The organism is Frigoribacterium sp. AC759 (assembly GCF_979256015.1).
Map to the genome: position 1 here is coordinate 18287 of NZ_CEEDMT010000026.1, position 11443 is coordinate 29729.

11 protein-coding genes are annotated in these 11443 nt (G+C 72.2%); 6 read left to right on the forward strand and 5 right to left on the reverse strand.

The genetic code is table 11. The features are described from left to right. The first annotated feature begins 187 nt into the window (after window positions 1–187). Window positions 188–1750 (forward strand): CitMHS family transporter, encoded by a 1563-nt coding sequence (locus ACZ6JE_RS13215; RefSeq protein ID WP_320477416.1) that lies wholly within the window; start codon window positions 188–190, stop codon window positions 1748–1750. 128 nt (window positions 1751–1878) lie between these two features. Here the strand turns inward: ACZ6JE_RS13215 and ACZ6JE_RS13220 are convergent, their stop codons facing one another. From ACZ6JE_RS13220 to ACZ6JE_RS13240, 5 genes are all read right to left on the reverse strand, one after another. Further along, window positions 1879–2229, reverse strand: coding sequence for a hypothetical protein (locus ACZ6JE_RS13220; RefSeq protein ID WP_320477415.1), 351 nt, complete (start codon window positions 2227–2229; stop codon window positions 1879–1881). A 103-nt stretch (window positions 2230–2332) separates the two neighbouring features. Next, the gene (gene fliS / locus ACZ6JE_RS13225; protein WP_463463980.1) at window positions 2333–2806 is read right to left on the reverse strand and encodes a flagellar export chaperone FliS; all 474 of its coding nucleotides are present in this window, start codon (window positions 2804–2806) and stop codon (window positions 2333–2335) included. Beyond that, complete coding sequence (gene fliD / locus ACZ6JE_RS13230; RefSeq protein ID WP_464319249.1) at window positions 2806–4194, reverse strand: flagellar filament capping protein FliD; 1389 nt, start codon at window positions 4192–4194, stop codon at window positions 2806–2808. The genes fliS and fliD overlap by 1 nt, the downstream gene beginning before the upstream one ends. A 182-nt stretch (window positions 4195–4376) precedes the next feature. After that, window positions 4377–5312 (reverse strand): flagellin N-terminal helical domain-containing protein, encoded by a 936-nt coding sequence (locus ACZ6JE_RS13235; RefSeq protein ID WP_463463978.1) that lies wholly within the window; start codon window positions 5310–5312, stop codon window positions 4377–4379. A 115-nt stretch (window positions 5313–5427) separates the two neighbouring features. Then, on the reverse strand, window positions 5428–6249 hold the full coding sequence (locus ACZ6JE_RS13240) for a sigma-70 family RNA polymerase sigma factor (protein WP_192060990.1): 822 nt from the start codon (window positions 6247–6249) through the stop codon (window positions 5428–5430). Window positions 6250–6772: 523 nt separating this feature from the next. On the opposite strand from ACZ6JE_RS13240, the gene ACZ6JE_RS13245 reads away from it, so the two are divergent. From ACZ6JE_RS13245 to ACZ6JE_RS13265, 5 genes are all read left to right on the forward strand, one after another. Continuing rightward, window positions 6773–7312: a flagellar protein FlgN gene (locus tag ACZ6JE_RS13245; RefSeq protein WP_192060989.1), complete on the forward strand. Its 540-nt coding sequence runs from the start codon at window positions 6773–6775 to the stop codon at window positions 7310–7312. A gap of 2 nt (window positions 7313–7314) precedes the next feature. After that, a complete protein-coding gene (flgK, locus tag ACZ6JE_RS13250) occupies window positions 7315–8736 on the forward strand; it encodes a flagellar hook-associated protein FlgK (RefSeq protein ID WP_464319250.1) in 1422 nt (473 codons plus the stop codon). 18 nt (window positions 8737–8754) lie between these two features. Next, entirely contained in the window at window positions 8755–9627 is an 873-nt protein-coding gene (locus ACZ6JE_RS13255) for a flagellin N-terminal helical domain-containing protein (RefSeq protein WP_464319251.1), read from the forward strand. Then, window positions 9624–10037 (forward strand): flagellar assembly protein FliW, encoded by a 414-nt coding sequence (locus ACZ6JE_RS13260; RefSeq protein WP_464319252.1) that lies wholly within the window; start codon window positions 9624–9626, stop codon window positions 10035–10037. The genes ACZ6JE_RS13255 and ACZ6JE_RS13260 overlap by 4 nt, the downstream gene beginning before the upstream one ends. A gap of 126 nt (window positions 10038–10163) precedes the next feature. Then, window positions 10164–11408, forward strand: a complete 1245-nt coding sequence (locus tag ACZ6JE_RS13265) for a PQQ-dependent sugar dehydrogenase (protein ID WP_464319253.1) — start codon at window positions 10164–10166, stop codon at window positions 11406–11408. Window positions 11409–11443 lie beyond the last annotated feature (35 nt).

Here is an 11443-nt window from a genome sequence, read left to right on the forward strand (position 1 = left end):
CCCGATGACACGAACCCGCCCCACCCCCGCGACGCGGCCCCGCGAGCGTGAGCAGAACGCGCAGAACACGACCAATGCGCGATAGTCGGCGAATGCGCAGAAGCGAGACGCGACCGAGGAGGCGCGGCTAGCGTGCCCGGACACGCTCGGCTCCTCCACGGTGCCGCTCACGGACGAAGGAGTTCGGATGCTCGTCGTACTCGGTTACCTCATGGTGCTGACCTTCATGGCGCTGATCATGACCAAGAAGCTGTCGCCGATGCTGGCCCTGATCATGGTGCCGACCATCTTCGGGCTCTTCGCCGGCGCGGGTCTCGGCATCGGCGACATGGTCATCGAGGCGATCGGCGATCTGGCCCCGACGGCCGCGCTGCTGATGTTCGCGATCATGTACTTCGGTCTGATGATCGACGTCGGGCTGTTCGATCCGCTGGTGCGACTCATCCTGCGGGTGACCGGCAACGACCCCGCGAAGGTCGTGCTCGGCACGGCGCTGCTCGCCGGGGCGGTCTCGCTCGACGGCGACGGCTCGACCACGTTCATCGTGACGACCGCGGCCATGCTGCCCATCTATCTCAAGCTCGGCATGAGCCCCGTGGTGCTGACCTGCGTCGCGGGTCTCGCCAACGGGACGCTGAACATCGTGCCGTGGGGCGGCCCGACCGTCCGTGCGGCGGCGGCTCTCGGCGTGCAGCCGAGCGACATCTTCGTGCCCCTCGTGCCGTCGCTGATCGCCGGCCTCGTGCTGGTCTTCGTCTTCGCGTGGCTGATGGGGCTGCGCGAGCGCCGCCGCCTCGGCACGCTCGAGATCGGCGACTCGCGCCTCGGGGCCGCGGCGGCTGCGATGTCGCCGCTCTCGCAGGAGCTCGCGACCGCCTCGCGCGGCGGCGGCACCGGCATCCCCGGGGTCGGCGTCTCGATGTTCACCAGCCCGACGGTCGCCCTCGGAGTGCGGGGCGGGCGGGCCGACGGCAGCCGCGCCGACGCACCCGGCGAGCGCGCGGTCGACAACCCCGCCGGCGCTGGCGTTGGCGCCGGTGCGGGCGCGGCGGCCTACGGCGGCAATGAGAACGGCACCCCCGGCGGCGCGACCCTGGCCGACACGATGCTCGACCCCGACCGCCCGACGCTCCGCCCGAAGATGATCTGGTTCAACCTCGTGCTGACCGTCGCCGTGATGGTGCTGCTCGTGGCCGACCTGTTCCCGCTCGCCTACGTGTTCATGGTCGGCACGGCGATCGCGCTGCTGGTGAACTTCCCCCGCGTGAAGGAGCAGTCGGCCGAGATCGTGGCGCACGCGCCGAGCATCGTCGGAGTCGTCTCGATGGTCTTCGCCGCCGGCGTGCTGATCGGCGTGCTGAACGGCACCGGCATGGTCGACGCGATGGCGCAGTGGCTGGTCGACGTGATCCCCACCTCGATGGGCCCGTACCTCGCGGTGATCACCGGAGTGCTGAGCCTGCCGCTCACCTTCTTCATGAGCAACGACGCCTTCTACTTCGGCATCCTGCCCGTGCTGGCGCAGAGCGGCGCGGCGTTCGGCATCGACCCGGTCGAGATGGCGCGGGCGTCGGTGGTCGGTCAGCCGGTGCACCTGCAGAGCCCGCTCGTGCCGGCGATCCTGCTGCTCGTCAGCCTCGCGAACGTGAACCTCGGCGACCACCACAAGAAGGTGCTGTGGCGTGCGGCGATCGTGTCGCTCGTGATGCTGGCCGTGGCGATCGTGGTCGGCGTCATCCCCTGGGGCTGACCCGCGCCTCCTGCCTCCCCCACCAGCCACAGCGCCAGGTTGTGGACAAGACGCCAAAATCAAACGTGGCGTCGTGTCCACAGCCTGGCGTCGTGACGCCGGCCCCTCGCACGCCGTGCGGCGACGCGTCAGCCGAGGGCGTCGAGGTACACGGGCCGACCGGGCTCGTGCGAGGCCTCGACCCGGCGGACGGCGCCGAGCTGCTGCTGCACCGCGGAACGCGCCTCCACGAGTCGGGCGACGAGCGCCGACTGGCGAGAGAGCACCGAGGAGGCGCGGTCCGACAGAGCGGCCGGCATCGGCCCCAGCCCCGTGGGCGGCGCCCAGGGCAGCGGGGGCGCGGGCGGGCTCGACGCGGCTCCGGCCGGCTCGACCCCGCGCGAGGGCTCCGGCCCGATCGTCGACAGCGTCCGCTCGGCGTCGTCCAGCCAGCGCTCGAGGTCGTCGAGCACGGCCGACCACCGCGGGTGATCTCCCATTCCGCCAGCCGGCACCCCGCCAGCAGACTCGGACGGCACCCCGCCGACCGGCACCCCGCCAGCAGACTCAGCCCCCACAGCAGACGCAGCCGCCGCAGCAGACTCAGCCGACACCCGAACCCGACATCCCGGCGCCCGACGCGCGCCCCTCGGCCTGCAGCGACGCGGCTGCCTCGTGCCACGTCTGGCGCAGCGGTTCGAGCAGCGCGATCACCTCGCGGGTCACGGCGACGTCGCGGTGGATGTTGGCGTTGACCAGGGCGGTCGACGAGTACGTGTAGAGGGCGAGCAGGCCCTCGCCGCCGTCCCACACGTCGATCCTGAGCGACGACGACAGTTCGGCGACGATCGCCTGGGCGTGCAGCAGCTGCTCGGAGGCCGCGGCCCAGTCGGCGGCCGCCTGGGCCACCTCGGCGCGCGACAGGTCGAGCAGCAGGCGGTCGTAGAGCATGGTGACGAGCTGCACGGGCGTCGCCGACTGCACGGCCTCGGCCGTGTACCGGGCGCGCTGCTTCTGCACGACGGCGGTCGGGGCGGACGAGGCGGCGGCGAAGGCCGCGAACGAGGTGGCGTCCATCAGCTGCTGCTCGCCGACAGGCCCGCGAGCTGGCTGGTGATGTAGCTCTGCTGGGCGGTGAGGGCGCTGAGGGCGACCTCGAGGGCGGAGTAGGTCTTCTGCAGGTTCTCGCGTCGAGCGGCGAGGCGGTCGTCCCAGATGCCGACCCGGTCGTTCAGGTCGCGGACGACCGACTGCTGACCGGTGATGACCTTGGTGAGCGATCCGTCGAACTTGTCCGAGACGGCGGTCGACGTCGACGCGACGCGCTCGGCGATGGCGCTCATCGTCGCCTGCACCCTCTCGGGGTCGGCGGCGAGGGCGGCGGCGAACTTCTCGGCGTCGACCGCGAACTGCCCGGTCTTCGCGTCGATCGAGATGCCGATCGCGCTGGGCGACTGTCCGTCGACGGGGCTGAGGACGGCATCGGTCAGGCGCTGCGTGATGCCCCGCGTGGTCGAGTCGCCGCCGAAGACACCGGCGGTGACCGTCGTGACGCCCGCCGCGCTGGTCGAGGTCGACGCGGCGCTCTTGCCGGCGATGATCGTCAGGGCGGCGTTGACCCCGGCGACGAGGTCGGTGGCGACCTTCGTGGCGGCGGTCGCGTCACGGGCGATCGAGAGGTGCACGGGCTCGGTGGTCACGGCCGACACCGTCACCGAGACGCCGGGGATCACGTCCGCGAACGTGTTGCTGCTGCTGGTGACGACCTGCTCGGCCGCCGTCCCCGCCCACAGCGTGATCGAGGCGTCGCGCGCCTGCGAGATCACGGCCGCGCCGGGTTCGGTCATCAGGTCGGTGGCCGTGCCCGCGGCGACGTCGGCGGCGCTGCCGCGGTGCACCTCGAAGCCGCCCTCGGCCCCGGTCTTCTCGCTCGAGAGCTGCAGTCGGTACCGGACGGCGCCCGAGGCGTCCGTGCCCGAGGCGACCTTCACGGCCGTGACGCCGGCGGCCGACGCGTTGACGGCCTTGACGACGTCGTCGAGCGACGAGGAGGCGGCGGTCACCTCGGTCACGGCTCCCGACGCCGAGACGAAGGTGAGGGTCGCCGGCGAGTCGGGCCAGGCCGCCATGGCCGCGGTCACCGCGGTCTTGGACGACGCGACGGCGCCGACGACGAGGTCGACCGAACCCGAGACGGCGCCGGCGGAGGTCTTCGCGGTCACGGCGGTCGAGCTGCTGGTCGGCGTGAAGAGCGAGAGCGATCCGGTCTTGGCGGTCGCGGTGGCGAGCGTCGCCAGCTCGGCGATCTTCGTGTTCAGCCCCTGCAGGGCGGAGACGAGCGTCTGCCCGTCGGTGGCCTTGTTCTTGAGGATCGTCTGGGGCACGGCCTCGGACTGCATCAACGAGTTGATCAGCGTCGTCGTGTCCAGGCCGCTGACGAGACCGTCGATGCCGAACGAGGCCATGCGGTGCTCCTGTCGAGGGGTGGTGGGGCGGATCGGGAACTGCAGGAGGCGCGGTGACCGTGTCGAGACCGGGTGGCAGGAGGTCGCAGGATCAGCTGCGACCTCTCGCCACCCGGTCTCCGAGCGAGGCGGGTCGAGACGTCAGCTCCGTGCTGGGAGCACGGAGCCGGGCCCCGGTCCGACTAGCGGAGCAGCGACAGGACGCTCTGCGTGCTCTGGTTCGCCTGGGCCAGCATCGCGGTGCCGGCCTGGGTGAGCACGTTGGAGCGCGTGTACTTGACCATCTCCTCGGCCATGTCGACGTCGCGGATGCGCGAGTTGGCCGCCGTGAGGTTCTCCTTCGCGACGTTGGTCGACGCGATGGAGTGCTCGAAGCGGTTCTGCACGGCACCGAGCTTGGAGCGCTCGGTGGACACATCGGTGATGGCCTCGTCGATGGCCGCGATCGCGAGCAGGGCGTCAGCCGAGCTCTTGAGTCCGGCCGTCCCCGCCGCCGGGGCGGGCGTGGGCGCCGGGTCGGTGCCGTCACCGGGGTCGGTGCCGGGGTCGGGCGTGGTGCCGGGAGCCGTCGCCGCCTGCGTGGCGATGCCGCTGACGATCTCGGCGATCTTCCCGATGTCCGCACCCTTGAGGTCGACCGTGATCTGGTCGGCGTCGGCGTTCGAGCCGGCTCCGACCTGGAAGGTCAGCGACGCGGTGCCGTCGAGCAGTGCGGTTCCGGTGAAGTTGGTGGACTTCGAGATCCGCGTGAGCTCCTCGCCGAGGGCGGCGACCTCGGTCGAGATGGCCTCGCGAGCCTTGTCGTTGTTCGAGTCGTTACCGGCCTGGACGGCCAGGTCGCGGACGCGCTGGAGGATCGAGTGGACCTCCGTCAGTCCGCCTTCCGCGGTCTGGATGACCGAGATGCCGTCCTGGGCGTTGCGTGCGGCCACCGTGAGTCCGCCGACCTGCGAGCGCAGGCCCTCGGAGATCGCGAGACCCGCCGCGTCGTCAGCGGCACGGTTGATGCGAAGACCGCTGGAGAGCTTCTCGAGGCTCTTCGACAGGTCGTTCTGCGTGCTGTTGAGGTTGCGGTAGGTGTTGTTGGCCGCGAGGTTGGTGTTGATCTGCATACCCATGGTGTTCTCCTCCGTGACTGGGTGTTGTTCGTCGGCCCATCCGTGGGCTGACACCGGCTACTGTCGACCGGCTCACGACGCGCGTTAGTGCGACGTCGAAAGTTCTCGGGGCGGTTCAGACCGCGGTGCTGAAGCCCTGGGGCTCGGGGTCGCGCAGGGCCCGGGCGATGCCGACGGCCGCGTTCGTCGCGACGCGCGACAGGTAGGCGCTGCGCCGGGCGGGCGCGGTCTTCGACACGGGCTCGAAACCGGCGTCGGGGTCGTCGGCGTAGTGCGCGGCGAGTCCGTCGCGCAGCAGACGGACGGCCTCGGTGCGCTGCTGCGAGACGGCGCTGTGGGTGATCCCGAGCTCGTCGGCGATCTCGGTGACGGTGCGGTCGCCGAAGTAGACGCCCTCGATGATCAGGCGCATGCGCTCGGGGAGGGCCTCGACGGCGGCCCGCAGGTAGCGGCTGCGCTCGTCGACGAGCAGGTCGTCGCCCGGCAGCGGCAGGTCGCTCGAGAGGTGGTCGGCGATCGTGTCGTCGAGGGTCGAGACCGTGCGGCCGGCGTCGCTCAACGCGGACTGCGCCGCCTGACGGTCGACCCCGAGGGCCGAGGCGAGCTCGTCGACCGACGGGCGCCTCCCCAGCGACGCGGTCAGCGCCTCCTGCGTGGCAAGGGTCTCCTTGATGCGCTTGCGGGTGCCGCGGCTGGCCCAGTCTCCCGAGCGCATGTCGTCGGCGAAGGCCCCGACGATGCGGGTGCGGGCGTAGGCGCCGAACGGGATCCCGAGGGTCGGATCGAAGGCGTCGGCCGCCTGCACGAGCGCGATCGCGCCGACGCCGGCGAGGTCGTCGCGCGACAGGTGCGTGGCGCGGGCGCAGACCTCGGAGACGAGGTAGCCGACGAGCGGCAGGTTCTCGACCACCAGGGCGTTGCGTTCGGTGCGGTTCATCGCTTGCTCCCAGCAAGAGGGTCCGTCAGGACAGGTGTGGATCGCGGGCGCGACGAACAGCCCTCTGATCAGGGCTGATGTCGAGACGCACGGTCTGAGCTGCGGGTAAGCGACTGGTGCGGTCGAGACGCGTGTCGGACGCGTCGAGACGAGGGTTCGTGCTTCGGGGTGTCGGGGTCGTGCGGGTGCGTGATCGGTCTTCGGGGTGACCGGTCGGGCTGGTCGACGACCCTCCCTGCACCGGCAACGCTATCGGCGTCCACTCAGCCTGCGGGGCGCCTGTGTGACCCCAGTCAGGGGGAACAGGTGTCGCGTCTGTGGAGGACAGCACCCGTACCCCCTCCCCCGCAGTGGGGTGCCGAAGCGACTTCCGGTCGACCCCGGCCACCCGCTATGCGATCGGATCCGGCGACCGTCTGGCGCGCCTCGCTAACGGCGGCGGGGGTGGCGTCGATAGTCCTCCTCGTAGGGGACGTCACCGCTCCCCCGCCGAGATCAAACGACACCCGACCGAGGAGACCCCATGGGCGCGAACGAACTGTCCGCGCTGCTCTGGCGTGAACGCGAGCTGCTCGAGCTGCTCACCTTCAAGCTGGAGGAGGAGCAGCTGCTGCTGACCGCCGGTCGCACCCGCTGGATCGATCACGCCACGCGCGAGGTCGAGCAGGTGCTCGACCGGCTGCGGACCGCCGGGCTGGAGCGCAGCGTCGAGGTCTCCTCCGTCGCCCAGCAGTGGGGGACGGACGAGGAGGCGCCCCTCCGTGACATCATCGCCGCGGCTCCCGCAGGCCCCTGGGGCGAGATCTTCACCGCCCACCTCCGGGCGATGACCGACCTCACCGCCCGCATCGCGCAGCTGCGCGACGAGAACGAGCGCTTCCTCCGCGCCGCGGCCCGCGCCACCCAGGAGACTCTGGCCGCGACGACCGACGACGCGACCGCCGCAGCGGGCGCCATCTACGACGCGACCGGCTCGACCGCCGCCACCGCCGCCGGGCGCCGGGTCGGCACCCCGGGCGGCACCACCGCCTCCGGCGGGCACCTCTTCGACGGGAGCCTCTGAGCATGGGCAGCACCTTCGGCGGCCTCAACACGGCCTACACCGGTCTCGTCGCGGCCCGCACGGGTCTCGACGTGACCGGTCAGAACATCGCCAACGTCAACACCGACGGCTACACCCGTCAGCGCATCACGACCTCGTCGATCGAGTCGCCGGCCCGGGCCGGCATCTTCAGCGCCGGCGTCGTCGCCGGCCAGGGCGTCTCGATCGACGCCATCGCCCGACTCGGCAACCAGGTCGTCGACGGGCAGGTGCGGAGCGCGGCCGCGACCGCCGGGTACCAGTCGACCCGCGCCTCCGCGATCGCCACCCTCGAGGCGTCGCTCGGCGAGCCCTCGACGAACGGCATCTCGAGTCAGCTGAACGCGTTCTGGTCGGCCTGGGGCGACGTCGCCAACAACCCCGGCGACGCCGGGCCCGCCGCCGTGCTGATCGGTCAGGCCACCTCGCTGGCCGCCGCGCTCTCGGCCGGGCACCGTGCCGTCGACGAGCAGTGGGGCGGGTTGCGCACGCAGAGCGACGGACTCGCCGCCGAGCTCAACTCCGCCGCCTCGCAGGTCGCCGACCTCAACGCCCGCATCCGCACGAACACGCAGCTCGGGGTCGGCTCGAACGAGCTGATCGACGCCCGATCGCTGCTCACCGAGCGCATCGCGACGATCGCCGGCGGCACCGTCCGCGACGTGGGCGACGGCACGGTCGAGGTGCTCATCGGCGGCGACGCCCTGGTCAGCGGCACCTCGGCTCGCGCGGTCGCCGTCACCGGCGGCTACAGCATGGCGACGGCGACGGCCGGCGTGGCCGTCGAGTGGGCCGACCGCCCCGGCCGGTCGATCCCGCTGACCGGCGGCAGCCTCGCCGGCACGGTGTCGCTGCTGCAGCCCGCCGCGGGCGGCGTCGGCGGCACGCTGGCCGAGGCCGCCGCCTCGTACGACGCCCTCGCCACCCAGCTCGCGACGCAGGTCAACGCCGTGCACCGGACGGGCTTCACCGCCGACGGCACGGACGGTCACGACTTCTTCGCTCTCCCGCCCGGCGGCTCGCCCGCTCGCAGCCTCACGGTGCTGCCGACGGGGCCCGGCACGATCGCCTCGGGCGACGGCGAAGGAGGCGCGCACGACAACACGGTCGCCCTCGCCATCGCCCAGATCGGCGTCGGAGCCGGCTCGCCCGACCGCACCTGGTCGGCCGTCGTCGCGACGATCGGCGCGACCGCGAAGAGCGAGTCGCAGCAGGCCGCGCTCACCGACCTCGCAGCGAGCTCGGCCAAGAACCGTCAGCTCTCGGGCGCCGGCGTCAGCCTCGACGAGGAGAACGTCAACCTGCTCTCGTACCAGCACGCCTACCAGGGGGCCGCCCGCGTCATGACCGCCATCGACGAGATGCTCGACACCCTCATCAACGGCATGGGCCGGGTCGGGAGGTAACGGACGATGATCAGCCGAGTGACCGATCAGATGAGCAGCCTGCGAGCGCAGCAGCACCTGATGTCGAGCAAGACCCGCGTCGCCGAGAGCCAGGACCGCGCGTCGAGCCTGCAGAGGATCGGCAGGCCCTCCGACGACCCGACCGGCGCCGCCGAGGCCATGCGCGTGAAGAACCTGCAGGCGGCCGCCGCCCAGCAGTCGCGCAACGCCGACGACGGCGACGGCTGGCTCTCGACCGCCGACGGCGCCCTCTCGGCGGCCGACTCGATCATGGCGAAGGTGCGGCAGCTCACCCTCCAGGGCGCCAACACCGGCGCCGCGGGGCCCGCCGCGCTCGAAGCCATCGCGATCGAGCTCGAAGGCCTGAAGAAGGACCTGCTCGGCACGGCCAACACCAGCTACAACGGCCGCAGCGTCTTCGCCGGCACCTCCGACGCCGGCGTCGCCTGGACCGACGACTACACCCACACCGGGTCCGAGAGCGGCACCGTCGTGCGTCGCGTCGGCCCCGAGACCACCGTCCGCGTCGACGCCGACGGCCGGACGGCCTTCGGCACCGGCGACGACTCGGTGTTCCGCCTGATCGACGACATCGTGACCGACCTCCGCGGCGGGGTCAACGTCAGCGCTCACCTCGCCGACATCGACACTCGCGTCGGCGACCTCCGCGGCGTACAGTCGTCGGTCGGAGCGAGCCACGCTCAGCTATTGAGAGCCAAGGACACCCTGATGGACACCAAGGTCGGACTCGAGGCCCAGCGATCCGGCATCGAGGACCTCGACCTCGGGCAGGCCGTGCTCGAACTCAAGCTCCAGGAGAACAGCTACCAGGCGGCGCTCGCCGTCACCGCCCGGGTCGTCCAGACCTCGCTGATGGACTTCCTCCGATGAGCGGCATCACGCAGACACCGGTGCGCTTCGTCGCCCCGCCGTTCGGCCTCGAGCCGAAGGTCGACTTCGTGCTCGACGAGATCGAGGGCGCCGTCGGCCTCTTCGCCCTGCGCGCCGTCGACGCCGCCGTCGACGACGCCGTCGACGCCGCCGACGTGCGGCTGTTCGTGCTCGACGCGTCGGTGCACCTGACCGACTACTCGCCGGTCATCACCGACGAGCAGACGGCGCTGCTCGAGCTGACCGACGCGGACGACGCGATGCTCCTCGTCGTGGCGACCCCCGCCTCCTCGGGGATGACGGTGAACCTGCTGGCGCCCGTCGTCGTCAACCGGGTGACCGGGGCGGGTGCTCAGCTGATCCTCGAGGGTCAGGACTGGCCGCTCCGGGCGGAGCTCGGCCCCCGCTGACGAGGCCGCCCACCGGCACGTCGATCGGCATGCCGGCGGGCGCGCCCACCGGTGTCCTCCAGAGTGCGGACACCCGCGTCACGGTCCGTTAACGATGGAGCGATCGGGCCCTCCGGGGTGCTCGCCATGCTGTCTCATGGGGTGATGCACGAGGCGCGGAAGACCACCCCCCGGGGGCACCGCGCCGTCCGCCCGCGGGTGCTCGCCACGGGTCTCGCCCTCACCGCGGGTCTCCTGCTCGTGGCCGGCTGCACGAGCGAGGTGCCCACCGCCGGGCCCGCGCTCTCCGACGCCTCGTCGTCGTCGGCGCGTTCGAGCGGACCGGCCGACGTCGGGCCCTCGCCGGTGGCCGCCACGACGAGCACCGACGGGGTCACGATCGCCGACGACGCCGAGACGACCGACGTCGCCACCGGACTCGAGGCGCCCTGGTCGGTCGTCCGACTCGACAGCGGCTCGGCGCTCGTCAGCCTGCGCGACAGCGGCCGCGTCGTCGAGCTCACCGCCTCGGGCGAGCTGCGCGACGTCGCGCGGATCGAGGGCGTCGTGCACGAGGGCGAGGGCGGGCTGCTCGGTCTCGCCGTGCTCGGCGGCGCCCCGTCGTACCTCTACGCCTACCTGACCACCGCCGACGACAACCGCATCGTGCGCGCGCCCCTCACGGGCACGGCCGGCTCGTACGGGCTGGGCGGTGTCGAGGAGGTGCTGACCGGCATCCCGAAGGCGTCGAACCACGACGGCGGGCGCCTGGCCTTCGGCCCCGACGGCATGCTCTACGCCACGACCGGCGACGCCTCCGACCCGACCGCCGCACAAGACCCCGACTCGCTCGGCGGCAAGGTGCTGCGCCTCTCGCCGACCGGCGCCGTGCCGTCCGACAACCCGATGCCGGGCTCGCCGGTCTACACGCTGGGGCACCGCAACCCGCAGGGCATCGCGTGGGACGCCTTCGGGTCGCCGTGGGCCGCCGAGTTCGGTCAGAACACCTACGACGAGCTGAACTCGCTGTCGCCGGGCTCGAACTACGGCTGGCCCGAGGTGGAGGGCCGGGGCGACGACGGCGACTTCCTCAACCCGGTGCTGCAGTGGTCGACCGACGACGCGAGTCCGAGCGGTCTCACGGCCGTGGGCTCGACGCTGTTCCTGGCGGGGCTCGGCGGCGAGCGGCTGTTCGAGATCCAGGTGCCGGCGACCTCGGCGGCGACGCCCACCGAGCGGTTCACCGGCGACCGGTCGCTCGGCCGCATCCGCGACGTGCTGCCCGGGCCCGACAGCACCCTGTGGCTCGTGACGAGCAACACCGACGGCCGCGGCTCGCCCGGCGCGGACGACGACCGCATCGTCTCGGTGCCGCTGACCCGGGTGCCCTGACCCGCGCCTCCCCCGCGAGCTCCGCGCCCCCGCCC

Bases quoted from the DNA above. Each gene is read 5' to 3' on its own strand.
- ACZ6JE_RS13215 (WP_320477416.1), top strand. From the start codon at position 188: ATGCTCGTCGTACTCGGTTACCTCATGGTGCTGACCTTCATGGCGCTG.
- ACZ6JE_RS13220 (WP_320477415.1), bottom strand. From the start codon at position 2,229: ATGGGAGATCACCCGCGGTGGTCGGCCGTGCTCGACGACCTCGAGCGC.
- fliS (WP_463463980.1), bottom strand. From the start codon at position 2,806: ATGGACGCCACCTCGTTCGCGGCCTTCGCCGCCGCCTCGTCCGCCCCG.
- fliD (WP_464319249.1), bottom strand. From the start codon at position 4,194: ATGGCCTCGTTCGGCATCGACGGTCTCGTCAGCGGCCTGGACACGACG.
- ACZ6JE_RS13235 (WP_463463978.1), bottom strand. From the start codon at position 5,312: ATGGGTATGCAGATCAACACCAACCTCGCGGCCAACAACACCTACCGC.
- ACZ6JE_RS13240 (WP_192060990.1), bottom strand. From the start codon at position 6,249: ATGAACCGCACCGAACGCAACGCCCTGGTGGTCGAGAACCTGCCGCTC.
- ACZ6JE_RS13245 (WP_192060989.1), top strand. From the start codon at position 6,773: ATGGGCGCGAACGAACTGTCCGCGCTGCTCTGGCGTGAACGCGAGCTG.
- flgK (WP_464319250.1), top strand. From the start codon at position 7,315: ATGGGCAGCACCTTCGGCGGCCTCAACACGGCCTACACCGGTCTCGTC.
- ACZ6JE_RS13260 (WP_464319252.1), top strand. From the start codon at position 9,624: ATGAGCGGCATCACGCAGACACCGGTGCGCTTCGTCGCCCCGCCGTTC.
- ACZ6JE_RS13265 (WP_464319253.1), top strand. From the start codon at position 10,164: ATGCTGTCTCATGGGGTGATGCACGAGGCGCGGAAGACCACCCCCCGG.